Here is a 23093-nt window from a genome sequence, read left to right on the forward strand (position 1 = left end):
TATTTATGAAAAACCTATTTTTAATTGCCTTTTGTTTTATTTCAATAACTTTTTTAGGGCAAGATTTAGAACAAGATTGGGCATTTGATGCCGTTACAAAGTCAGACGGATCTTCTGAATTGAAATCAGAAGAAACAAAAGTTTTTTCTTTAGCAAATAGTAAATTTGAGTTTCCTGCTTTTGGTGAAAATGAAAAAGCATCTGGAACCTATCTTCGACAAAATAACTTAATCATCTTTAATTTTAAAAAACCAAAAGAGGAGTTAAGATATTTTAATATTGTTTCTTTTGATAATGCTAGTTTAATTTTATCTGAAGGAGATGTTACTTATAAGTTTTCATCACAAGAATATGCTAAAATACTTTTGCCAGAGACAGAAGTAAAAGAAGAAGCAAAAGAACTATTACAAGCAGATACTGTACCAAAAGAGGTTGCAGCTGTAGGCGGAAATGGAGAAATTATTGCTAGTGGAGATTTTACATTTACCAGTTTATGGAGAGGTGTATTGGGAATGTTTTCTTTAATAGTTATTGCATTTTTGTTTAGTGCTAATAGAAAAGCTATTAGTTGGAAAAGGGTTGCTATTGGTTTATCGCTTCAGCTAGTTATTGCGGTAGGAGTTTTAAAAGTTTCGTTTATTCAAAAAGCATTTGAATTGGTAGGGAAACTTTTCATAGAAATTTTAGGATATACCAAAGCAGGGAGTCAATTTTTGTTTGCAGGTTTAATCTCAGATATGGATTCTTTTGGATATATCTTTGCTTTTCAAGTATTACCAACAATCATTTTCTTTTCAGCATTAACATCATTATTATTTTATTTAGGTATTATTCAATGGGTTGTTAAAATGTTAGCTATCGGCTTGTCTAAGTTTTTAGGTATTTCTGGTATGGAAAGTTTGTCTGTTGCTGGAAACATTTTTTTAGGCCAAACAGAAGCACCTTTATTAATAAAAGCATATTTAGAAAAGATGAATAAATCTGAAATGCTTTTAGTAATGATTGGAGGAATGGCAACTGTTGCAGGTGCCGTTTTAGCAGCTTATATAGGGTTTTTAGGTGGTGGAGATAAAGAGTTAGAATTGGTTTTTGCAAAACATTTATTAGCAGCTTCTGTTATGGCAGCCCCAGGTGCAATTGTAATTTCTAAAATTCTATATCCACAAACAGAGGAAGTTAATACAGATGTTACCGTTTCTCAAGAGAAAATAGGTTCTAATATTCTAGATGCAATTGCAAACGGAACCACAGAAGGCTTACGTTTAGCAGTAAATGTTGGCGCTATGTTGTTGGTCTTTGTAGCTGTTATTGCTATGTTAAATGGTGTTTTAGGAGTTGTTGCATCTTTTGATGGATTTACAATTGATTATTTAAATTTAGATTGGCATTTTACTTCTTTAAACGAACTTATTGCAAATAATACTCTATATGACGGTCTTTCTTTAGAATTTATTTTAGGGTATGCTTTTGCTCCTTTAATGTGGTTAATTGGTGTGCCAACAGTAGATATGACGTTAATGGGGCAGCTGTTAGGTATAAAATTAGCAGCAAGTGAATTTGTAGGATATATACAACTTGCAGAATTAAAAAATGTAGCAAATGCAACGCATTTAACCTATAATAAATCTATTATTATGGCCACTTATATGCTGTGTGGTTTTGCTAATTTTGCTTCCATAGGTATTCAAATTGGTGGTATTGGTTCCTTGGCTCCAGGGCAGCGTAAAACATTATCAGAATTCGGAATGAAAGCATTAATTGGTGGTACAATTGCTTCTTTAATGTCTGCTACAATTGCAGGAATGATTATTGGATAGTACCTAGTTATCCTTCTAAAAAATAAAAAAATGTTATCTCGAAAAAGTAGGTAACTTTATTATATTATTTAAAAAGCTTCATTTTGAAATTATGAAGCTTTTTTTTATTTTTACATTAGTTTACCTGTAAAGATTTTAACGAATAAACGAATCAACACTCGAATGAAACAATATCACGATTTAGTAAAGCACGTTTTAGAAAACGGAAACGAAAAAGGAGATCGAACCGGTACAGGAACAAAAAGTGTTTTTGGGTATCAAATGCGTTTTGATTTAAATGAAGGTTTTCCTATGATTACTACCAAAAAACTACACTTAAAATCGATAATTTACGAACTACTTTGGTTTATAAAAGGAGATACAAATATTAAATACTTGCAAGATAATGGTGTTAAAATTTGGAACTCTTGGGCAGATGAAAACGGAGATTTAGGTCCGGTTTATGGTCATCAATGGCGTAATTGGAATAGTGATGATATTGATCAATTGCAAGATGTAATCGAAACGTTAAAAAACAATCCGAATTCTAGGAGAATGATGGTTGCTGCTTGGAATCCTTCTGTAATGCCAGATACTTCTGTAGGTTTTTCAGAAAACGTTGCCAATGGTAAAGCCGCTTTACCTCCTTGTCATGCTTTTTTTCAGTTTTATGTTGCAGACGGAAAATTATCTTGTCAATTATATCAAAGAAGTGCAGATATCTTTTTGGGAGTTCCTTTTAATATTGCTAGTTATGCTTTGTTTACAATGATGATGGCGCAGGTTTGTGGGTATGAAGCAGGTGAGTTTATTCACACTTTTGGAGATGCTCATATTTATAATAACCATACCGAACAGTTAGAGTTACAGTTATCTAGAGATATTAGACCATTACCAAAAATGAAGATGAATACTTCAATAAAAAATATTGAAGATTTTACTTTTGAAGATTTTGAATTATTAGATTACAATCCACATCCACATATTAAAGGAAAGGTTGCTGTTTAATAAATTTATAGCATTAAAAAGAGCTTCCAAATTTTTGAAAGCTCTTTTTCTTTTTCATAGCACTATGTTATAACTCAATTACGCTATTTTCTGTGCCAGCAAAATCATTCCAGGCATAACCATCTGCTTCCGTTTCATTAATGTAAGCTCCGTCAATTAAATATTTAAATTCGTGAGAAGTTTTCGCTTCTAAATCAACAGTTCCTTTAAAAGAACCATTTTTTAATTTTTTTAAAGGTGTAAATTCCGCATTCCATTCATTAAAACTACCAACTACTGCTACGTCACTAGCGTCTTCTGCAGATACCGTAAATGTTACTTTACATATTGGTTTGCTTTTCAAAAACTTTTTTTTAATTGCCATAATTTTATTGATTAAAATTTCAAGGTAAAAATATACAAGTTGTAGAATATAACAATCGTTATTCTTAGTTTGCCTAAAGAATTATCATTTTAGTAACATGACGATCTATAAATTTGATAATTGTAAAATTAACAACATGTAAAATGTAATTTATTTAAACATAATATAATTTCTTTTATGCTGATTATCAGTGTTTTTATTCTGAAGCCGGTTTCGTAAACCTACTTTTTTTGATGAAAATGATGTAAAACAGTCGAATCTGAAATCATTTCTCTTATTTTTGTTAAAAATGGATTTAAACTATGATTACAGTAATCGCCGCAATTGCAAATAATAATGCATTAGGAAAAGACAACGATTTAATTTGGCATTTACCTGCAGATTTAAAAAGATTTAAAAAGGTAACAACAGGTCATTACATTTTAATGGGTAGAAATACTTTTGAATCTATAGGTAAGCCTTTGCCTAATAGAACAACTATAATAATTACTAGAAATAAAAATTACTTTAAAGATGGTTGCTTAATAGCAAATAGTTTAGAGGCTGCAATTGAGTTAGCGAAAGAAGAAAAACAACTATTTATTATTGGTGGCGCTCAAATTTATAAAGAAACAATTGCTAAAAACTTAGCAGATCAATTAGATATTACAGTTGTGCATAATGAATTTGATGCAGACGTTTATTTCCCAGAAATAGATGTTAAAATTTGGAAAGAAGTAAGTAGAGAAGACTTTAAAGCTGATGAAAAAAATAAGTATGATTATAGTTTTATCTCTTATCAGAAAGTTTAATTAATTCTACCAGATCTAAACCCACCACCCAAACTCATTTTGTATTTTCTTTGCGCAAATAAGAAATAGTTAAAAAGTTTGTAATTTACTTCATACCCATAATTTATGGTAGGTTGATAATCGATACTGTTTTCATAAATATTTGGATTAAAATTAATTGGGTTTTGCGCTCTTTGATTCCAACTAACAACCCAAGCGCTGTTTCTAGCTTCCAGATAATTCTGACTATAAAAACCCTCTGGTTGTGCTGTTGTTGCTAAATATAAGGTAAAACCTGGATCTATAATTATAATCTTATATTCTAAACTATCGTTGGCAATTACTACAGGTTCTTCTTTAGGAGTTCTCACCTTGTTTATTGGAGATGAACCACAAGAACAAAGAAAAAATCCTACACAAATAACTAGAGAAATGTTTTTTAAGAGTTTCATAATCAATCAATTTAGTAGTAGTAAAGTTGCAAAAAATATTCCAAAATAGATAGATTTTTAAATGATTTAACACTATTTTTCACTTTTAAATTTAATAGAAATGAAAAGTAGGTGTTTTTGGGTTTCAGATAGTCAGCTTTATATAGACTATCACGACAAAGAATGGGGGAAACCAGTTTATGATGATGCAACACTTTTTGAATTTTTAATTTTAGAAACTTTCCAAGCAGGTTTAAGTTGGGTTACAATCTTAAACAAAAGAGAAAATTTTAGAAAAGCCTTTGATGGTTTCGATTATAAAATAATAGCTAAGTATTCTGAAAATAAATACGAATCTCTTTTAAAAGATGCAGGTATTGTTAGAAATAAATTAAAAGTAAAAAGTGCGATTACAAATGCGCAACTTTTTATGGATATTCAACAAGAATTTGGCTCTTTTTCTAAGTTTATTTGGTCTTATGTAGATAGCGAGCCAATTATTAATAAATTTGATAATAGGGAAGAAGTACCTGCAACAACTCAGCTTTCAGATAAGATTTCTAAAGATTTAAAAAAACGCGGATTTAAATTTGTAGGCTCTACTGTTATATATGCATATATGCAAGCAGTTGGTATGGTAAATGACCACACGACCGATTGTTTTAAACATTTAAACTTATGAAGATATTCTCTGTTCCTAAGGGCGATTTTATAAAAATTGCAAACGTGTTTTTAAGGGAGGCGGGTGTTTTTATAGCTTCAGTTTTTATTCTCTTTTTCGATGGAGTATATTTTAACAAAGCGTTTTTTGATGTACAAACATTTCTTAATATACTTATGATTTCTGCTTTTATTATAATGTTTTATAGAGCAGTTTCAAGAATTAAAGAGCTTATGTTGTATGCTGTTATTTTAGGATTTATTGGCGAGTACCTTTTTTCTAAAGGATTGAACATGTATTCCTATAGGTTACAAAACATTCCGTTATATGTGCCTTTCGGTCATGCCGTTTTGTTTGCCAGAGTTTTTCGGTTCAGTAAAGCATCTGTAGTAAAAAAATATAAGCAAGAGATCGCTCAGTTGTTTGCAATTTTAATCGCAATTTTTGCAGTTACCTATTTAGTTTTTTATAAGGATGTTTTTGGTTTTGTTATGACAATTGGTGTTTTTCTATTATTCAGAAAAAAACATGAACTCCAATTATTTTTCTATACAATGTATATATTAGTTGCTGTTTTAGAAATTGTTGGTACAGGTTTTGGCGTATGGAAATGGCCAAATATTGCCTTTGGTATTTTTGAAGTTTTACCGAGTAATAACCCACCAAGCGGAATTAGCTTATTTTACTTTTTATTGAATATAACTTGCTTATTTATTTATACAAAAAGACATAAAGTAGCTTGAAAAATATTAAAAAAGATATGAAAAGCTCTGTAAAACAGTAGCTTAAAGTAAATTAATTTCCTGCAAGTAACCGAATAGCAACAAAAACGATAATAATTAAACTACCATAGATAAGTACTTTTTTACCTGCATTCTTATAATAACGCTCATGATTTTTTATGTCTTTTCTATAGCTATAAATCATTAAAGCTATAAAAGCTAAAATGAAAAAAATCATAAATATAATTCTACCAGTTGTAAAATAAGCGCTTAAAAACATATTAAATATTCTTTATAATTTTGATGAATAGAAGAATTCTAGGTTTAATTTTTAATATTTTTCCTATATCTTGTCTTTCTAAAAATGAACCTATTAGAAGTTGCAAAATTACGAATTTAAAAACTTCTATGAATTAAAATACAGATGAAAAACAAAATAAAAGCAGTACACCAATTTCACACAGCATTTAAATTAAATATTCAAGACAAACCAACAGTAGCTATTTCTAATGAGAGAAAAAAATTGCGTTTTGAGTTGATGAAAGAAGAGAATGAAGAATATTTAGAAGCTGCTGAAAATAATGATTTAGTTGAAGTTGCAGATGCATTAGGAGATATGTTATATATACTATGCGGAACCATTATAGAACACGGAATGCAAGATAAGATTGAAGAAGTTTTTAATGAAATTCAACGCAGTAATATGAGTAAATTGGGGGAAGATGGAAAACCGATTTACAGAGAAGATGGTAAAGTTTTAAAAGGACCAGATTATTTTAAGCCAAATATTAAAGAAATTTTAGAAAAGTAATATTTAATCGAAATGGACAATGTTTTCTCGAACATAATCTAATGTAAGCTTTAAAATATCATCTTCATATTTGTAAAACTCTATATCTAAATCATCCCACAAATCAATATTCGATTCTTTTTGCATTAATACAGCTTGTCTTGTTCTTAAATTTTTAGGAACAGGCATTTGTGGAAACAAGTGAATTGCTTTCGTAAGAATATCAATTGTCTTTTCTGCTTTAATTTCCATATAAGCATGAAAAATTTCATGTGTAAATTGACCAGAAGAACCAAAGAAGAACTGAATAAAACCACCATTGGTAATACTTTGTTCTAAAATATCAATATAAATAAATGTTTTTTCAAATTTATTCAAATTACTAAAATTGTCTCTTTCAGGAATTTTCTTCCCAATAATTTCTCCAATTCTTGTAACTTGTTCTTTATTATCATTTAAAAGAAGTGCAATTTCTGTAGATTTCATTTCTTGTTAATTAAATTTTTTAACGCTTTTTAAATTGATTCCCTTAATCATCTTATTTGGTAATGGTTTTTTAGGATCTCTATTTTTTAAATTGATGTTTATACCTAACTTTTTTACAATTGGTACTTTATGAGTCTCAATAAATTCGATTAGAATTCCATCTAAATCTTCGATATAACCCTAATTTTAATGTAATCAAAAGTTAGAATAGTATACCTTTTTTAGGTTCCTCTAAACTAATGAAACTATTTTAAAATCCTTTTATTTTATTACGTATTTTTATGATAAATAGTTTTATTTAAGAGGAATGTTTTAAGAAACAAAGAAATTGAAAAGGAAAAAAGGTGTTAATTTATTCTATAAAAAAAGGTCTTGATATTTAAATATCAAGACCTTTTAGGTTAAGAACAATTTTAAAAACTATTCAGTTGCTTTTGTAAAGGCATTTTTACCTCCAACTACAGGTATTGTAATAGAAGTTCCGTTTAAATCAACAGTTAATTCTGTTCCTGGTTTTGGTAAAAGGGTATAATTATTATCACTAGAAAAAATCATTAAACCAATTTGTTGTCCTTTTTTTATTATTTGATCGTCTGGTTGTAGATTAAAAGTCATTTCGTAAAATTTACCAGGTTTTAAAGGTTTACTTTTAGTTAATGATTTGTAGTTCTGTAAATCTGCCCAACCGCGAGTAATAATATTATCCGTAATTTTCACCCTTCTACCATCATTCCAAGGCAAAGAAACCAACCAAACAGATAAATTTATGGCAGGTTTACTACTTGCCGCTTTTATTGTAATTGAAGTTAATCCAGAAATATGAATATCTTCTTTTAAAATAGGCGAAAGATAAAGTAAACGATGATTAGTATACTCTGCCTGCGCTAAAGCTTCACCAGAAAAAGAATAGTTATCTACTAACGTTTCTTTTCCTTTAGAAGTATTATTTACAGATAGTTTACCCGCTTTTGGCGCTCCTGCTTCTAAATGCAATGTTACAGGTTTTGCTTCCGGATTCGGATAATCTGCATACGCAGTTGGTGCATCTCTTTTATCATTTTCTCTAACAATCCAAGCCTTTGCGTCATTTTCAACATTGTTTTCTACGCCGTGTAAATAATGCGTAAACCAACGATTCATCATCTTCATTGGAGGTGGTCCTCCATGTCCATTTTGATGGTAAAAAATCTGAGAAGGAATTCCCATTTCTTTAGCTCTCTTATAAATTCTGTAACTGTGTTCTGGCATTACATTCCAGTCATTAAAACCATGAGACATTAACAAAGCTGCTTTCATTGGTTTCATGTCGTTTAAATAATCTCTTCCAGCCCAAAAATCATTATAATCTCCAGAAGCTCTATCCATTCCATTTGCCAATTCAGTATCTCTGGTAACCCTATTGTTATGTGCCCTGTTAGCTTCTTTTCCACTGTGGATAAAATCATACAAAACATCAATATCTTCACCTAAATAACCTCCAGGAGAACGCACCAAACCGTTAGAACGATAATAATGATAATAAGAAGTATTTGGCGCCACCGGAATAATTGCTTCTAAACCATTAACACCTGTTGTTGCTGCTGCTAAAGGAATTGTTCCGTTATAAGAGGTTCCTGTCATTCCTACTTTTCCAGTAGACCAAAAGGCTTTAACTTCTTCATTTCCTTCTCTTTCAGTAAAACCTTTTGCTCGACCGTTTAACCAATCTATCACAGCTTTCGGAGCTAGAGATTCGTTATCTCCACCAACCGTTGGTGAACCGTCAGACAAACCCGTTCCTGGTGAAGAAGAATGCACAACAATATAGCCTCTAGGAACCCACGTTTTAACTTGAGAATTCGAAATAATTGGTCTTTTTCCTCTTCTTTCTACTTCTACGCGTGTTCTTTGTTTCTCTTTTGCGCCAATTTCATGTTTTACATCCCAAAATAAACCTGGTGTATCTCCTGCAGTTCCTGCATAATACGGACTAGATTCATAAACGATAGGCAATTTTAATCCTTCAGATTCGGTTTGTGCAGGTCTTGTAACATCTACATGCATTCTGTCTAATTTACCATCACCATCTGTGTCAAACGTAGTCTCTACCCATAAGTCGGTACGAATCCATTTGCTGTCATCATTAAAAGCAGCTACAATTTGAGCTTCACCATCTTTAAATATGGGAGCTGCTTTTTCTTGGGCATTTACTGAAATAGCTAAAATAAATAAAGCTATAAACTGAATTTTAATTCTATTTTTCATTCTTAATTATTGATTTATTTTAATACCGAAAACTCTATTGAAGAGTCGGTAAAAACAGTGTGTGTTTGTGTTTTAAAATCTTTTTCATCTGCTTTGTAAATATTATCTACATACGTTTGCGGATTCAAGTCGATTAAAGGAAACCAAGTACTTTGCACTTGAATTTGTAATTTATGTCCTTTTTTAAAGGTGTGAAAAACATCTTGCAATTTAATATTTACAGCTGTCTTTTTATTCGGAATAAAAGGTTCTGGATTTTCAAAACTATTTCTAAAACGTCCACGTAAAACTTCACTTCGAACCATTAAATGATAATTACTCATTTTTAAATGATCTTGTAATTTGTCGTTCGTTTCTTCTACATTATCAGGATGCACGTCAATCACTTTTACAATCCAATCTGCCGCAGAACCCGTAGTTGCTACTTTTAATTTCGCTAAAATATCTCCAGCCAAAGTAAAATCTTCCGTTAAAATAGCTGTTTCAAAAACCAACACATCGGGTCTTCTTGCTGCAAAACGTTGATCGTCTGTCATGTATTTTCTAGGAGTAAAAACCGTTTTAATATCTTCGGAATAGGGAACAGGACGTTTAATGTCACTAATAAAATTTATTTTTTCTGTTGCTTTTTTAGTTGGAGTTAATTCTTGATTTTCAGATAAAAACCAATCTTCTTTTACCACACTCTTAGGAGGCCACACATCATAAGATTTCCATTCTTTTTTACCAGAATCGAAAACGTAGGCTTCTGGCAAACCAGAGTTTTTGTCCCCATTTCCTTTTAAGAAATGATTGAAAAATTTAGTTTCAATATCTTTCTGAAATTTCAAAGAAATAGAATCGCCAAAATAATAATTACCAACATAATTTTCTACAGTATTTCTAGCCCATTTTCCATGATCCCAAGGTCCGAAAACTAAGGTATTATAATTGTCTTTTGCATGTTTTTCAATGGCTTTGTAAGTTTCTAAAGGTCCGTATAGATCTTCTGCATCAAATTCTCCAGCAACAACCATGGTTGCTACAGTAGCAGGAACCTTGTCTAAATGTTGAATAATTCCTTTGCTTTGCCATACAGAATCGTAATTAGGATGCTCTGTAATTTCTTTCCAGAAAAAGTCGTCGATTCTGTCTTTGTTTTCCGCTGTTTTTACGTCTAACTTATCATATTGAAAATATTCATTCAGGTTTTTTAAAGGCCCCTTGTCTAGAAAAAATTGATATTGATCTTTAGAATCCATCTTAGGAAAAGAGTACCAAGCAGAATCTGTTGGCGTGTCTTTGTAAGTTCCGAATAAAGAAATGGCTCTAAAATAACTTAATAAAAAAGCACCATTATGATGAAAATCGTCAAAGAAAAAATCGCCAATACTTGCTTGCGGAGATGCCGCTTTTAATGCAGGATGCGCATCTATTGTAGAAACGGTTGCATAATGCCCAGGATATGAAATTCCCCAAGTACCCACATTTCCGTTATTGTTTGCTACATTTTTTACCAACCAATCGATGGTGTCATAGGTATCTGAAACCTCATCAGATTGTTGTGCTGTTTTATTCGGAATATAGGCACGCATGTTATCATAAACGCCTTCACTCATCCAACGACCACGAACATCTTGATAGACCACAATATTTCCTTCTTTCATTAAATGAACATTGGGTGCTATTTTTGTTTTCATTTTTCCTTCTCCGTAAGGCGCAGAACTATAAGGCGTTCTTTGCATTAAAATAGGGTATTTATTAGAAGTGTTTTTTGGAGAATAAATAGTTGTATGCAGTTTTGTACCGTCTCGCATGGCAATATTTACTTCTTTTTTTATGTAATTATCAATTACATAGGTGTCTTTTTTGTCTTCTTGTTCCTTTGTAGAATTACAAGAAGCAAATAGGAAAAGACTAAAAATGGTTAATAGTAAAAGTTTTTTCATTTGACTGTTGATTAGTTTTGATAAAATTACGAAACAAATAAGAGTTGATGAAAAAACTTCTGTTAAAATGAATTTTTGATGACACTTTTGTAAAGTAGCTAGCAGAACTTTTGATAATTGGTTGAAGCTAAATAAGATTCCGTATTTAATTATTGTGTAGCCATGTTATTTTAAAATGAGCTTTTTAAGCGACTGAGAAATCTCATAAAATAGAAGAATTCTAATAAGACTTTTCCTCATATTTCATCAAAGTGGCATTCTTGTGCTTGTGTTTTTGAGTTCTTATATTCTTTTTCTAGAAATAGTGAAACTTTAAGGATTGCCTTTAGTAAGCAAAAAGTCTAGCCCTGATTGAAACGGCATCCTTTTTTGAGGTACGAAAAAAAGATATAGTGGAAAGCAGGAAATAGCTTCTAATTATTCTAAAAGACATTTTTAAAATAAGTGTTTATTCAATTAAAATTCTCGTATTTTTGCAAAATATGGAAGGCACAAAGAGACATCAACTAACAGATTGGTTACCAACAACAAACAAAGAAGTTAAAATTCGTGGTTGGGAAGAATTAGACGTTATTTTATTTAGTGGAGACGCTTATGTCGATCATCCATCATTTGGGCCTGCTGTAATTGGTCGAATATTAGAAAGTTACGGTTTACGCGTAGCCATTGTGCCGCAACCAAGTGTAAACGATAATTTACAAGATTTTGAGAAATTAGGAACGCCTCGTTTATTTTTTGGGGTTACTGGTGGTTGTATGGACCCGATGGTTTCTAACTACACTGCGAGTAAAAAACGAAGAGATAAAGATGCGTACACACCAAATGGAGATAAGGGTTTTAGACCCGATTACGCAACTTCTGTATATTCTAAAATATTAAAAGAAAAATTTCCGGATATTCCTGTATTAATTGGTGGAATTGAAGCTTCTTTAAGACGTGTAACGCATTACGATTACTGGTCTGATAAGTTATTGCCTTCTATTTTAGAAACGTCTAAAGCAGACATGTTGGTGTATGGAATGGGAGAGCAGCCTTTGCGTGAAATTGTAGAATTAATGCAAAAAGGAGTGCCGTTTTCTAGTTTGAAAAACATTAAGCAAACGGCTGTTTTTGTGGATGAAAAGGTAGAAAAATTGCCTGTTGTGAATGATTGGCAAGATGTTACTATAAATTCTCACAAAGCTTGTTTGGCAGATAAAAAGACATTTGCTTCTAATTTTAAAGTGATTGAGCAAGAATCTAATAAATTAAAAGCAAGAAGAATTTTACAAGATGTAGAAGGAAAAACGTTGGTGATTAATCCGCCATTTCCTACCATGACAGAAAAGGAAATTGATGGTTCTTTCGATTTGCCTTTTACTCGTTTACCACACCCAAAATATGACAAACGTGGACCAATACCTGCGTTTGAGATGATAAAATTCTCCATTAATATTCACAGAGGATGTTTTGGTGGTTGTAGTTTTTGTACCATTTCTGCGCACCAAGGAAAATTTATAGCGAGTAGAAGTCAGGAATCTGTTTTAAAAGAAATAGATAAAGTGGCTAACATGCCAGATTTTAAAGGCTATTTATCTGATATTGGCGGACCTTCTGCAAATATGTATCAGATGAAAGGAAAAGTACAATCTATCTGTGACAAATGTGTTGCGCCAAGTTGTATTTCTCCAGTGATTTGTTCTAATTTAGATACGTCTCACAAACCTTTAACGGAGTTATATCAAGCAGTTGATAAACACCCGAAGATTAAAAAATCTTTTATTGGAAGTGGAATTCGACATGATATGTTAGTACCAGAATTCAATAAAAACGCAGACCCAAAAGAGTTGGATGCATATACTGAAGAAGTAATGACAAAACATGTTTCTGGTCGATTAAAAGTTGCGCCAGAACATACTTCAGATCCTGTTTTAAAGTTGATGCGTAAACCTTCTTTTAAATATTTTCATATGTTTAAAGAGCGTTTCGATAAGATAAATATTAAGAAGAAATTAAATTTACAGTTAATTCCGTATTTTATTTCGAGTCACCCAGCAAGTGAAGTGGAAGACATGGCAAATTTAGCTGCAGAGACCAAAGATATGGGCTTTCAGTTAGAGCAAGTACAAGGTTTTACGCCAACACCAATGACGGTTGCAACGGTAATTTATTATTCAGGATTTCATCCATATACATTAAAGCCAACTAAAACTCCGAAGACTAAAAAGGAGCGTGAAGACCAACACAAGTTTTTCTTCTGGTATAAGAAAGAAAATAAAGATTGGATTAAAAACACACTAAACAAAGTTGGAAGACAAGATTTATTACAAAAATTATTGCCAGAAAATAATTCTTGGAAAAAGAATAAAAATGCCAAAGAAGTAAAAAATACTTTTGATGACGCTGTGCCTGTTCCTTTTAATAAGCGAAAGAAGAAGGTGAGTAGAGCGCCTAAGAAAAGGAGATAGATTTGTGTTTGACGAACAAATTATGTGAAAATTAATGACGAAACACCTCATTTTTATAAGATCTTTATAAAAATGAGGTGTTTCGTTTTTTGAATTATATACCTAGCCAAGTATTAAATGCTCCTGTAGTATTTTGGCTTGTTCTTACTATTTTGCTTTCTGAGTTTAAATATATGGATACAGTATTTTTATTATACCTTTCAAGCTTGTCAATAAACTTACGTTGTACATTTTCACTTCTATTAATTCTAAAAAACTTTTTTGGATCTAAAAAAGGCTCTATTTCTTTAAAGACTGTTTGAGGCATTAGATGTCTCTTATTCATTTCATCAAAAGCAAAAATAACTCCATTATCTGCTTTAAAATAAACAATAGTATCTACTTTTAAAAAGTAGATTCCCTTTGCCGTTTTTATGGCGAATTGGTCTTTATATTCAATGAGGTTTTCTTGACTTTCTTTTACTAGATTATTTATTCTGCCAATCAATTTATTATAATTTACAGGTGAATTCTCTTTTAATCGAATAAACTTATCCCAAGCATTCGAAAACCGCTCAAACGAATATGGCTTTAAAAGATATTCTATTCCGTTAGCTTCAAAGGCATTCATTAAAAACTCATTATAGGCGGTAGTAAAAATAATTGGACAATTTAGCGAGACGTCATTATAAACTTCAAAAACATTACCATCTCTTAATTCTATATCAGAAAAAATAAGGTCAAAATGATGTGTCTGTGATAAAAGAAATTTAGTGTCTGTAACGGTTTCTAATTCAGCCACAATTTCATAAGAGCTACATGCCTGCGCTATATATCTTTTAAGTTTTTTTCTTGTGGGAGCTTCGTCTTCTATTATAAGTATTCTATACATTTATATTCTTGTTTATAAATGGCAACGTCACTTTAAAATGAGTGTCATTTTCTTCTATGTTAATAGTGTTGTTCCCTAATAAAGCGAATTGAGTCGACAGGTTTTTAAGTGCTCTACCACTAGTTCTTTTTTTATGTTGCTTTAGAACTTTATTATTAGTTACCTGAATGTTTTCGTTAATAGAAATGCTAATATGTACAGGGTTTTCAATTAATCCTAAATTATGTTGCACAGCATTTTCTACTAATATTTGTAAACAAAACGGAGGAACTAGTATTTCTGGTAGCAGAGTACCTTGGTTGATTTCTAAAGAATAGCAACCCAAATATTTTTCTTCCATTAATTTAAAGTAACTTTTGGTAAACAGAATTTCTTCTTGTAAGAACACTAGTTTTTTTTCTGATGTAATTAAAGAGTAACGATATAGTTCTGAAAAATGATGTAAAAAAGCACTTGCCTTATCTTTATCTTCTTCAATAAGTTGGTCTAGTGTGTTTAAATTATTAAACAAAAAATGCGGATTTAATTGCGCCTTTAACTGTTGGATTTTACTTGAGGCGAGTGCTTTGTCGTATGCATTCATCTCAATTCTATAGGTGTTGTTCTCTTTTGAATATAAATATGCTAAATATAGGCTGCCGAATAATATGAATTCAACAATTCTACTAATATTTGAGGCCACTAAAGTTTGGAAATTAAAATTTCTAGAAACAGTATCAAATATTATTGCTATTAAAATTCCTAATATGTTTGAAACACAAATATATAATATGAATGCGATGGCAAAGTATTTTAAGTAAGTTTTAAGATTGCTAACTTTTTTTACATTCTTCCCAATCAGATGGTTTATGATGAATTTTATAAAAAAACAGATAATTAAAGCTGCTAAAAACTGTACAATTGGTCCGTCTGGTAAAAAAATCACATTTAGTTTTTGACCTACATTAATTCTATTGTTTACTACGAGTACATAGCTTATAAAGAAGATAAATAGGATGAAATATTTATCAACATGTAAATAATTTAATAGTTTTTTCATTAGAAGGCAAATTAAGAAACTTCCTTGAAATATATTAAATATGCTTCAAGGAAGTTTAGGAATGATATTAAATTACTCTGGCCATGAATTAGTAACATTCCCCTTGTCATCATAGACTTCTAGTTTTACTTTATTGTTTTTATCAACATAAAACATACCTCTTGTTTTACCATTATCTCCAAATAAAAATAATCCATTATTTTCACTTCTCGTTTTTCCTAGCATTATTCTCGGTGTTGCGCCAATTAGTTCTTGATCAACATATTCTTGGTATTTTTTTCTCCATAATTCTTTGTCTTTAATAGCGTCCAGTTCATCCATTATGCTTTGTGTTCCTTGCTGTGTTTCATTTGCAGCTCGATCGTTAAAAGTTAACGCACTAGTTACTCTTCTCTTGTCACCTTTTCCTGTATCAGTAGTTAAGAGTTGCATTACTTGGTCTCCGTCATATTGATCGTAAGTTAATGAAAGGCCAGAACTATGACCTTTTTCATTTTTGGTTCCGTCATATATAAACCCACCACACTCAATGCCATCTTCATTAAAAAACAACATTCCTGATCTTTTTTTTCTGTTCTTATTTAGTATTCTATTATTAATAGTAGTTGCTCCGTTTGGAAACTTCTCTACATTAGTAATAATCATTTTAACCGTACCATCTGATTCTACAATATTGATACGTTCAACATCAATAGTTCCAAACTTTTGATTTTTATTTGTTTTAAAAGCAAAAGTTGACAATAATAGTATACCACCAACTGTACATGCTGCAAATGCCCTAAGGAATATTAATTCACGATTTAATTTTTTCATTGTCTCTGTTTCTATTAGTTTAATTATTTGATACAATAGTAAAACTATAATAGAATCTCAACAAGTACCATATAGTGAGTGCAGGAAAATATCCGTTGAAATAAGGAAAAAATATGTTAAGTGATTCTCTAAATTACTACGTTAATTAGTATTTTAAATTAAGAGTAAGTTTTTAATGTAAAAGGATTTTAAATTTTATTTACGGAGCAGAGTTACTTAATTCATCTCTTAGTAGATTGGAATGAAATGGTTAAGAAGTAAGAAATGCGTATCGTTTTTTGCTAATTGAAGCTAAATGTTAGTTTTTTTTTATTCTCGATGTTTCCCTCTAGGTCCATCTCCTTCATAAAGTACAATTTCGGAATGCAGTAATTTTGCAGCTTCTGCCGAACTTTTCACTTTAGAAGCACTACGTTTTATCATTTCAGCCTCAAAGGCAGTTAATACACTTTTTCGTATTCCTACTTCTTTCCATTGAGAAGAAATGTTGCATTTTTTTGAAATTCCTCGAGCCAATGCTAGTGCATCTAACAATGCTTGATTTGCACCTTGTCCTTTAAACGGACTCATTGGGTGCGCAGCATCTCCAATTAGTGTTACTTTCGTTCCTTTTTCAAACAATTCAGGTGTTAGTATTTCTCGATCATAGACCGGATAACCAGAAATCTGAGTTTCATGAGTAGCTGATACAATCTGAGGAATAGGATCGTGCCATTGCGTTCTTTTACACGCTTCTTCTTTTAGTGCTTTTGTGCCTTGTATATTGAGTTTTTTAGCTTCTTTTTCTGACATAGGAAAACTAAGTTGCCACATAATAGTCTCTGAATCATAAGGCATCATGTAGATGCGTTCATGACCATTTGCAGTTTGAAATACAGTAGCCGAATCGAGTAGTGGACTTTCTATATTTTCTAAACTCTTTAACGGACAAATTCCTAAAATGACGATACAATCTAAATAACGCAAAGGAGTCTTATTTTCTCCAATGAGTAATTTTCTTACGGTACTTCGGATTCCATCTGCGCCAACTACAAGATCTGCCTTGGCAAATTTTATTTCGTTATTTACTTCAAATTTTAAATGTACAGTTCCGTCGTCAGAATCATTAAAACTCAATAATTGATGGCCCCATTTTACAGTGTTATGCTCACCAAGTTGTTCAAGCAGTGCTAAGCGTAAAGATTGTCTTGCAATGTGAATGTTTGTTCGCTTTGGAGAGGTTTTGTTGGCTGGTCGGCCCCATTTTCTAATTCCCCATTCGCCAATAATTTTTCCATCGATAGTATGTACTACGTGCCTGGTGGAAGTGATTCCTGATTCTAAAGAGAGAATGCCTAAACCCGCCATTGCTTTACTGGCTTGTTGTAAAGTAAGTCCGTAGCCTTGAGACCGAGTATCGAAGCTGTTATCTCGTTCATACAGTGTAAAAGGAATTTCACGATGCAAGCAAGCTATTGCGAGCGCAACACCTCCAATTCCACCACCAATAATTGCAATATGTGGCAAATTTTCTTTGTCTGCTATTGGATAACTTGTAGTAGGAGTCAAGCCCGATCCTTTACAGTTTATGCAAGCTTGGATTTGTACTTTAGGAGAAATAGGAGCAGTTCCTTCACCATTTGATTTCTCAAATTGTTCTAATGCCATTTGGTAATTCAGTCGTGCTTTCTTGTGAAGACGCTGTTTTTTTTTGCCATCACCTTTACAGTCCTGACAAATAATCCAATTAGACTTTTTATTTTTCTTCTTTTCCAGTTTCCTTAACTTAAATCAGTATTTTGCTTTTCTGCGACTATTTAATATTCAAACTATTTCTTCACAGCAATCATCATATGTGGACTAAATGGTAACAAATATTCATCATTTTGAGTAAGCGTTTGTAATGCTTTTAAGGTCTTCGACTTTTTCTTATCTAGCATATTTGCAAAATATTCGTTGTCTAACCAAATCATTCCTTCCACTGCAAAAATATTTACAAAGTTGAGGTTCTGTTCTAAAAATTCTGCTTTTAGTCCTGCTGGTTTATGATAGAAAGCATCTGCTAATAAAAAAGGAAAATCTTTAGGAGCATCATGCACACCTGTGGTAAGTTCTGCTTTGCACATATCAAAAAATGAGTTGGCATGAATCATTCCGTTCATTAAACCAACCACTGTAGAAGCCGTTGCGTTAATTGCGAAACCTAAAATAATTCCGCTTTTTTTCAGCACTCTTTTTGCTTCAATAATAGCGGCAACTCTATCTTCTCTTTTTTGTAAATGATATAAAGGGCCGTGTAAAATTACTAAATCGGCAGAATTGTCTTTAAAAGGTAACTTTTTTGCTTCACCAATAGTAACAGAAAAAGGTTTCTTAAGTTTATTAGCTCTTTTCTCGGCAAGTTTTATGTGTTTTAAAACAGGTTCTACTAAATGAACAGTGTGGTTGTTTTTAGCTAACCATTCCGAATATTTTCCTGTTCCGCCACCAACATCAATAATAGTGCTATTTGGTTTTGAAATATGTTGTGCTATGAGTTCTTTAATACGTTCAAATTCAAAAATTCCCATTCCTTTTTCTAGTCTGGTTTCTTCTGAAGCTTTGTTGTAAAAATCGTCTAATTCTTTACTAATAAGAGTTTTCTTTTTCACCTTAAATATTTAAAGGATAAAAGTACTTAATTTAAAATGAAAGGTAAGAAAGTTAATGCGAGACCTGAGATAAAAAATAATACAGAAGCAGGTTGCTTCATCATTCTTCCTCACAATGACAGCACTATCCTTTTAAATGTATATTTAAAAAAGCAATGGTTCTCTCCCAAGATAAATCTGCTGCAGTTTCATCAAATCGAGGTGTTGTATTATTGTGAAAGCCATGATTAACTTCAGGGTAAATATAGACTTCATAGGTTAATTTATTTTCTTTCAAAACTTTTTCGAAAGCTGGCCAACCTTCATTTACTCTTTTGTCTAAACCTGCATATTGTAATAATAAAGGGGCTTTAATTTTTGCAGCATCTTCTTTTTCAGGCTGTCTTCCATAATACGCAACAGCAGCTCCTAATTCGGGTAATCTTACCGCCATCATATTAGAAATCCACCCACCAAAACAGAAACCAACAACACCTACTTTTCCGTTGCAATCTTTGTGAGATTTTAAATACTTATACCCCGCAATAAAATCTTCTAGCATTTCATTTTTATCTCTTTTGTTTTGCATTTCTCTACCATCATCATCATTTCCTGGGTAACCACCCATAGGAGCAAGCGCATCAGGAGCTAAGGTTACGTAACCTTCTAGAGTAGCTCTTCTGGCAACATCTTTTATATAAGGATTTAAGCCGCGGTTTTCATGAACAACTAAAATACCAGGTAATTTTCCTTTTACATCTTTCTGAATTGATAGTAAACCATTCATTTTTTTACCACCTTTAGGGGATTCATAGTGAATAGTTTCTGATTTTATTCTAGGATCGTTAGATTTTACTATAATTGAATCTGCATAGTTTGGAGAAATAAAACTTAATAAAGCGGGTAATGTAATTGCACCCACAGCAAATAAAGAAAGTTTTTGTAAGAATTCCTTTCTGTTGAGCTTGTTGTGTGCATAATCATCGTATAAATCAAATACTTCTTGGCTAATATCTTCTTTTTTTATTTTTTCCATCTTGCTGATTTTTTTTCTTCTATTGCTTAGTACAATATAAATGTTAAACGGCTCTCTCTAACGCAATATAATGTGTTGTATTTTTATAAGATAATGGAAATATTTTTATTTCACATTTATAAGGAGTTTTGTCTTTTTTATAATTTAAAACAACTTCTTTGAATGGTTTTTTTGCACGTATTTTTTCTCTAATTCTTGTACTAGTTTCTTTGCAAGTTCCCTCACCTTGTAAAAAGGAAGGAGTTTTCTTAAGTGCAAAATTTTTACTAAACCCTGTCATTTTTTTAAAACCATCATTTACCCAAATAATTTCTTGCTTGTTATTTGTAAGTACAATTGTTTCAAAAACTTCATCCTTAAAAATTTCATCAACATTATTAGTCCATTGAAGCTTAGTTGCAAAGTTTTTTACGATATCTATATCATTTTTTATACCTAAGTTAATCATTTCAGTAGAAAAATAATCCATATATAAATCGAAACTAATTATTGGAAGTTGAAGAGATTTTGAAGGTGCAAGAAGGTCTTTTATGGCAGCATATTCTTCTTGATCTTGAGAGGCTATAAATAGGTCTAAACACATCATACTAGCTAAATTCTTTTTCATAGAAAAATAGAGTTTTTAAGTTTAAAATGCTAAGCTATAAAAAAAAATGAAGAACTCTTCTGTTAAAAATACTAACTGCAAACTTTACAGTCTTCCTTATCTTGAATTTCGCCAACTAAGTTGCCGTTTTTGTTTAGCACAAAACCACAGCAATCTATAAAACCTTGTGCAATTAATTTTCTTGCACGTTGAATTTGAGATTTTGTAGTTGGTAAAGATTGATGGAGTTGATTGGCTACTTCCTGTTGTTTTAAACCTTTTATATCAGAAAGAAATAAAGGATCTCTATATTTTTTAGGCAAGTGTTTTAAGATGCCTCTTAAGCAATCTTTTTCTGTGTGAATTTCATTTAATATTTCTGCTTTACTTTCAAAATTAGCGATTTCAAATGTCTGATTTGTAGATTTCCAGTAATCTAAAATAGAATTTCTAGCGACAGTAAAACACCAAGATTTCAGTTTTGTAGAATCTTTTAACGTATGTAATTTTGTATGAATTTTAATAAAAGTATCCTGTAAAATATCATCTGCAATAGTGGTATCTTTTACTTTGCTGATGATAAATCGTTTTAAATCTTTAGAATAAGAAGTCCAAACTTGTTTTGTAGTCATAACAGATATGTATCATTATGAAGCATGAAGCAATCCTTTAAATATATGAGATTGCTTCGTGTTTTAGAATTTTTTTTTAACAATTACAATTACTGCAAGTACAGTTTGTACACGTACAATTTTTACAATCTCCAGTTTTACAACCTTCACAATTACAGTTACAATTTGTGTTTTTCATGATATTCTTTTTTAATGTTCATATAATAGACAAGTTATTTATCTAAAAGATGCAAAAAAAATAAACTTTCTCGAAAGTCCCTATAAATCATCATTCAGTAAGATTTATATAGGGTTTGATTATATAACAAGAATCTAAGTTAATTTTGCACCTACAAAGTGATCTGATTTCACTTTGAAAAGTATATTAAAGGTAGTTAAACTTCCATAGATTCTAGTAATGTATTGTTGTAAATCTATTTTATCTTGGTCGTCTAAAGTTTTACTTGCATTTATCTTTTGCTCCATAACTCTAATTCGATCTCTAACCATTACTATTTTATGAAAAAAGGTATCAATAGGTATTTCTTTTTTCGATAGATTTTTGTCTTCTGGTTGAAAAATTAAAGTTCCTTTTTTCCATTTGTCTGCAATAGGAGAAATCTCTGTAACATCAGACCATTTTTGTAAAATAGTTTTTAAAGATTTTTCTACTTCGTAAAAACTAACGGTATCAACTTCGTCTTCAACAGCTTCAATTACTTCAAAATCGCTATCTATAGCTATGGTTTCTAAACCATCTTTTATAAAAGTCACCCAATAATGATTGCTTGTAACGTTGGTAACAACACCTAAGCCAAATTCTGAATGCTCTATTCTAGAGCCAACTCCTAATAATTTCATGTGTTTCTATTTTTAATTGAAAGATAATAATTAATCTCTAAATTATAAAGTTATTTAGTTTTCAATAATTATTGAAAGTTTAGAGAATAGTTGTACATTTGACATATGAAATTAGACGAAGCAAAAAATAAATACATTCAGACTTGGGGAAGTTTAGCAACTTCTTGGGGAATTAATAAAACAATGGCGCAGGTACATGCTTTGTTATTAGTTTCTACAAAGCCACTTTCTGCTGAAGAAATAATGGATACTTTACAGATTTCTCGTGGAAATGTAAATATGAATGTAAGAGCTTTAATTGATTGGGGAATTGTTTCGAAAGAATTTGTGGTAGGGGAGCGTAAAGAGTTTTTTATTGCTGATAAAGATATTTGGGAATTGTTTAAACAAATTACCAAAGAGCGCAAGAAAAGAGAAATTGAGCCTGTTTTAAAAGTATTAGAAGATTTACAAAAAGTTGATGATTCTACAGAAGACGGAATGCAATTTAAAAAAGTATTAAGCGATTTATCTTCTGTAACCACAAAAGTAAATGGTATGTTAGAAACAGCAATAAAAGCAGATGAACACTGGTTGTTGTCTAATTTTACAAAAATGATAAAAAAATAAAAAAATTTGCAGATAAACTTTCAAATATTTCTGAAACTATGAAAAGTACAGTTAAAGTAATCTCCATATTAAACTTAATATTAATGGCCGTTTTTTTAAGTTGTTTATTAGTTTCTATAGCTATTTACGAACTCTTATTTTATGCTTTGTGTATTGCTTTTTTTCTAGGGATTTACCAAGTTTTATCATCCTTTTTAATACTGATTTTTTGGAAAAATATTAATAAAAATAACCGAAGAATTTTAGTTATTTATTTGTCTTTGGTCTTAGTTTATTTTGTTAGTTTTTATTTATTATCAATATTTTATGGGGTATTTATGAGAACCCCAACTTTGAGCAGTATAGGCTATCTAGCTCCTGTTGTTTTATCACTTTTCTGTACATATATTTTAGAATCATTAAAAAAATAAA

General features: G+C 31.0%; 24 protein-coding genes. 9 read left to right on the forward strand and 15 right to left on the reverse strand.

The window, feature by feature from the left end:
- Positions 1–5: 5 nt before the first annotated feature.
- Complete coding sequence (locus CW731_RS00595; RefSeq protein ID WP_100944884.1) at positions 6–1817, forward strand: NupC/NupG family nucleoside CNT transporter; 1812 nt, start codon at positions 6–8, stop codon at positions 1815–1817.
- Between the two features lie 162 nt (positions 1818–1979).
- On the forward strand, positions 1980–2804 hold the full coding sequence (locus tag CW731_RS00600) for a thymidylate synthase (protein ID WP_100944885.1): 825 nt from the start codon (positions 1980–1982) through the stop codon (positions 2802–2804).
- 67 nt (positions 2805–2871) lie between these two features.
- On the opposite strand, the gene CW731_RS00605 is transcribed toward CW731_RS00600, so the two are convergent.
- Positions 2872–3168, reverse strand: coding sequence for an isoamylase early set domain-containing protein (locus tag CW731_RS00605; RefSeq protein WP_100944886.1), 297 nt, complete (start codon positions 3166–3168; stop codon positions 2872–2874).
- Between the two features lie 302 nt (positions 3169–3470).
- Here CW731_RS00605 and CW731_RS00610 point away from each other — a divergent pair, with 302 nt between their 5' ends.
- The gene (locus tag CW731_RS00610; RefSeq protein ID WP_100944887.1) at positions 3471–3959 is read left to right on the forward strand and encodes a dihydrofolate reductase; all 489 of its coding nucleotides are present in this window, start codon (positions 3471–3473) and stop codon (positions 3957–3959) included.
- On the opposite strand, the gene CW731_RS00615 is transcribed toward CW731_RS00610, so the two are convergent.
- Positions 3956–4390 carry a DUF6146 family protein gene (locus CW731_RS00615; RefSeq protein WP_100944888.1) on the reverse strand — a complete coding sequence of 145 codons (435 nt, stop codon included), beginning with the start codon at positions 4388–4390 and terminating at the stop codon, positions 3956–3958. The genes CW731_RS00610 and CW731_RS00615 overlap by 4 nt on opposite strands.
- A 100-nt stretch (positions 4391–4490) precedes the next feature.
- On the opposite strand from CW731_RS00615, the gene CW731_RS00620 reads away from it, so the two are divergent.
- Both CW731_RS00620 and CW731_RS00625 read left to right on the forward strand, forming a co-directional pair.
- On the forward strand, positions 4491–5051 hold the full coding sequence (locus CW731_RS00620) for a DNA-3-methyladenine glycosylase I (protein WP_100944889.1): 561 nt from the start codon (positions 4491–4493) through the stop codon (positions 5049–5051).
- Positions 5048–5773 (forward strand): hypothetical protein, encoded by a 726-nt coding sequence (locus tag CW731_RS00625; RefSeq protein WP_100944890.1) that lies wholly within the window; start codon positions 5048–5050, stop codon positions 5771–5773. The genes CW731_RS00620 and CW731_RS00625 overlap by 4 nt, the downstream gene beginning before the upstream one ends.
- A 52-nt stretch (positions 5774–5825) precedes the next feature.
- Here CW731_RS00625 and CW731_RS00630 read toward each other — a convergent pair whose 3' ends face one another.
- Positions 5826–5990 (reverse strand): hypothetical protein, encoded by a 165-nt coding sequence (locus tag CW731_RS00630; protein ID WP_232734698.1) that lies wholly within the window; start codon positions 5988–5990, stop codon positions 5826–5828.
- 186 nt (positions 5991–6176) lie between these two features.
- Here CW731_RS00630 and CW731_RS00635 point away from each other — a divergent pair, with 186 nt between their 5' ends.
- The gene (locus tag CW731_RS00635) at positions 6177–6563 is read left to right on the forward strand and encodes a nucleoside triphosphate pyrophosphohydrolase family protein (protein WP_100944892.1); all 387 of its coding nucleotides are present in this window, start codon (positions 6177–6179) and stop codon (positions 6561–6563) included.
- Positions 6564–6566: 3 nt separating this feature from the next.
- Here CW731_RS00635 and CW731_RS00640 read toward each other — a convergent pair whose 3' ends face one another.
- The 3 genes from CW731_RS00640 to CW731_RS00655 all read right to left on the reverse strand — a co-directional run bounded on the left by CW731_RS00640 (position 6567) and on the right by CW731_RS00655 (position 11200).
- Entirely contained in the window at positions 6567–7028 is a 462-nt protein-coding gene (locus tag CW731_RS00640) for a DMP19 family protein (protein ID WP_100944893.1), read from the reverse strand.
- 420 nt (positions 7029–7448) lie between these two features.
- Positions 7449–9272 (reverse strand): Xaa-Pro dipeptidyl-peptidase, encoded by a 1824-nt coding sequence (locus CW731_RS00650; RefSeq protein ID WP_100944894.1) that lies wholly within the window; start codon positions 9270–9272, stop codon positions 7449–7451.
- Positions 9273–9286: 14 nt separating this feature from the next.
- Positions 9287–11200, reverse strand: a complete 1914-nt coding sequence (locus CW731_RS00655) for a CocE/NonD family hydrolase (RefSeq protein ID WP_100944895.1) — start codon at positions 11198–11200, stop codon at positions 9287–9289.
- A gap of 482 nt (positions 11201–11682) precedes the next feature.
- Between CW731_RS00655 and CW731_RS00660 the strand changes: the two genes are divergently transcribed.
- On the forward strand, positions 11683–13647 hold the full coding sequence (locus CW731_RS00660) for a YgiQ family radical SAM protein (RefSeq protein WP_100944896.1): 1965 nt from the start codon (positions 11683–11685) through the stop codon (positions 13645–13647).
- A 94-nt stretch (positions 13648–13741) separates the two neighbouring features.
- On the opposite strand, the gene CW731_RS00665 is transcribed toward CW731_RS00660, so the two are convergent.
- The 9 genes from CW731_RS00665 to CW731_RS00705 form a co-directional block, all read right to left on the reverse strand.
- Entirely contained in the window at positions 13742–14518 is a 777-nt protein-coding gene (locus CW731_RS00665; protein ID WP_100944897.1) for a LytTR family DNA-binding domain-containing protein, read from the reverse strand.
- Positions 14511–15557, reverse strand: coding sequence for a sensor histidine kinase (locus CW731_RS00670; RefSeq protein ID WP_100944898.1), 1047 nt, complete (start codon positions 15555–15557; stop codon positions 14511–14513). The genes CW731_RS00665 and CW731_RS00670 overlap by 8 nt, the downstream gene beginning before the upstream one ends.
- Positions 15558–15629: 72 nt before the next feature.
- Positions 15630–16370: a hypothetical protein gene (locus CW731_RS00675; RefSeq protein WP_100944899.1), complete on the reverse strand. Its 741-nt coding sequence runs from the start codon at positions 16368–16370 to the stop codon at positions 15630–15632.
- Positions 16371–16679: 309 nt separating this feature from the next.
- Positions 16680–18125 carry an NAD(P)/FAD-dependent oxidoreductase gene (locus CW731_RS00680; RefSeq protein WP_100944900.1) on the reverse strand — a complete coding sequence of 482 codons (1446 nt, stop codon included), beginning with the start codon at positions 18123–18125 and terminating at the stop codon, positions 16680–16682.
- 53 nt (positions 18126–18178) lie between these two features.
- Positions 18179–19000: a class I SAM-dependent methyltransferase gene (locus tag CW731_RS00685; RefSeq protein WP_100944901.1), complete on the reverse strand. Its 822-nt coding sequence runs from the start codon at positions 18998–19000 to the stop codon at positions 18179–18181.
- A 124-nt stretch (positions 19001–19124) separates the two neighbouring features.
- Entirely contained in the window at positions 19125–20015 is an 891-nt protein-coding gene (locus tag CW731_RS00690) for a dienelactone hydrolase family protein (protein ID WP_100944902.1), read from the reverse strand.
- Between the two features lie 43 nt (positions 20016–20058).
- Positions 20059–20622 (reverse strand): PAS domain-containing protein, encoded by a 564-nt coding sequence (locus CW731_RS00695; RefSeq protein ID WP_100944903.1) that lies wholly within the window; start codon positions 20620–20622, stop codon positions 20059–20061.
- Between the two features lie 71 nt (positions 20623–20693).
- Positions 20694–21233: a sigma-70 family RNA polymerase sigma factor gene (locus CW731_RS00700; RefSeq protein ID WP_100944904.1), complete on the reverse strand. Its 540-nt coding sequence runs from the start codon at positions 21231–21233 to the stop codon at positions 20694–20696.
- A gap of 312 nt (positions 21234–21545) precedes the next feature.
- On the reverse strand, positions 21546–22073 hold the full coding sequence (locus CW731_RS00705; RefSeq protein ID WP_100944905.1) for a hypothetical protein: 528 nt from the start codon (positions 22071–22073) through the stop codon (positions 21546–21548).
- 105 nt (positions 22074–22178) lie between these two features.
- Between CW731_RS00705 and CW731_RS00710 the strand changes: the two genes are divergently transcribed.
- Complete coding sequence (locus tag CW731_RS00710) at positions 22179–22682, forward strand: GbsR/MarR family transcriptional regulator (RefSeq protein ID WP_100944906.1); 504 nt, start codon at positions 22179–22181, stop codon at positions 22680–22682.
- A gap of 38 nt (positions 22683–22720) precedes the next feature.
- A complete protein-coding gene (locus CW731_RS00715) occupies positions 22721–23092 on the forward strand; it encodes a hypothetical protein (RefSeq protein ID WP_100944907.1) in 372 nt (123 codons plus the stop codon).
- Position 23093 lies beyond the last annotated feature (1 nt).

The organism is Polaribacter sp. ALD11, assembly GCF_002831685.1.
In the GTDB taxonomy this organism is placed as follows: Bacteria; Bacteroidota; Bacteroidia; order Flavobacteriales; family Flavobacteriaceae; genus Polaribacter.

Excerpts from the sequence above, each read along its gene's own strand:
- CW731_RS00655 (WP_100944895.1), bottom strand. The coding sequence starts at position 11,200 with ATGAAAAAACTTTTACTATTAACCATTTTTAGTCTTTTCCTATTTGCT.
- CW731_RS00605 (WP_100944886.1), bottom strand. The coding sequence starts at position 3,168 with ATGGCAATTAAAAAAAAGTTTTTGAAAAGCAAACCAATATGTAAAGTA.
- CW731_RS00595 (WP_100944884.1), top strand. The coding sequence starts at position 6 with ATGAAAAACCTATTTTTAATTGCCTTTTGTTTTATTTCAATAACTTTT.
- CW731_RS00660 (WP_100944896.1), top strand. The coding sequence starts at position 11,683 with ATGGAAGGCACAAAGAGACATCAACTAACAGATTGGTTACCAACAACA.
- CW731_RS00670 (WP_100944898.1), bottom strand. The coding sequence starts at position 15,557 with ATGAAAAAACTATTAAATTATTTACATGTTGATAAATATTTCATCCTA.
- CW731_RS00600 (WP_100944885.1), top strand. The coding sequence starts at position 1,980 with ATGAAACAATATCACGATTTAGTAAAGCACGTTTTAGAAAACGGAAAC.
- CW731_RS00710 (WP_100944906.1), top strand. The coding sequence starts at position 22,179 with ATGAAATTAGACGAAGCAAAAAATAAATACATTCAGACTTGGGGAAGT.
- CW731_RS00695 (WP_100944903.1), bottom strand. The coding sequence starts at position 20,622 with ATGAAAAAGAATTTAGCTAGTATGATGTGTTTAGACCTATTTATAGCC.
- CW731_RS00700 (WP_100944904.1), bottom strand. The coding sequence starts at position 21,233 with ATGACTACAAAACAAGTTTGGACTTCTTATTCTAAAGATTTAAAACGA.
- CW731_RS00615 (WP_100944888.1), bottom strand. The coding sequence starts at position 4,390 with ATGAAACTCTTAAAAAACATTTCTCTAGTTATTTGTGTAGGATTTTTT.
- CW731_RS00650 (WP_100944894.1), bottom strand. The coding sequence starts at position 9,272 with ATGAAAAATAGAATTAAAATTCAGTTTATAGCTTTATTTATTTTAGCT.
- CW731_RS00665 (WP_100944897.1), bottom strand. The coding sequence starts at position 14,518 with ATGTATAGAATACTTATAATAGAAGACGAAGCTCCCACAAGAAAAAAA.
- CW731_RS00715 (WP_100944907.1), top strand. The coding sequence starts at position 22,721 with ATGAAAAGTACAGTTAAAGTAATCTCCATATTAAACTTAATATTAATG.
- CW731_RS00630 (WP_232734698.1), bottom strand. The coding sequence starts at position 5,990 with ATGATTTTTTTCATTTTAGCTTTTATAGCTTTAATGATTTATAGCTAT.
- CW731_RS00690 (WP_100944902.1), bottom strand. The coding sequence starts at position 20,015 with ATGGAAAAAATAAAAAAAGAAGATATTAGCCAAGAAGTATTTGATTTA.
- CW731_RS00675 (WP_100944899.1), bottom strand. The coding sequence starts at position 16,370 with ATGAAAAAATTAAATCGTGAATTAATATTCCTTAGGGCATTTGCAGCA.
- CW731_RS00625 (WP_100944890.1), top strand. The coding sequence starts at position 5,048 with ATGAAGATATTCTCTGTTCCTAAGGGCGATTTTATAAAAATTGCAAAC.
- CW731_RS00620 (WP_100944889.1), top strand. The coding sequence starts at position 4,491 with ATGAAAAGTAGGTGTTTTTGGGTTTCAGATAGTCAGCTTTATATAGAC.
- CW731_RS00705 (WP_100944905.1), bottom strand. The coding sequence starts at position 22,073 with ATGAAATTATTAGGAGTTGGCTCTAGAATAGAGCATTCAGAATTTGGC.
- CW731_RS00610 (WP_100944887.1), top strand. The coding sequence starts at position 3,471 with ATGATTACAGTAATCGCCGCAATTGCAAATAATAATGCATTAGGAAAA.
- CW731_RS00640 (WP_100944893.1), bottom strand. The coding sequence starts at position 7,028 with ATGAAATCTACAGAAATTGCACTTCTTTTAAATGATAATAAAGAACAA.
- CW731_RS00635 (WP_100944892.1), top strand. The coding sequence starts at position 6,177 with ATGAAAAACAAAATAAAAGCAGTACACCAATTTCACACAGCATTTAAA.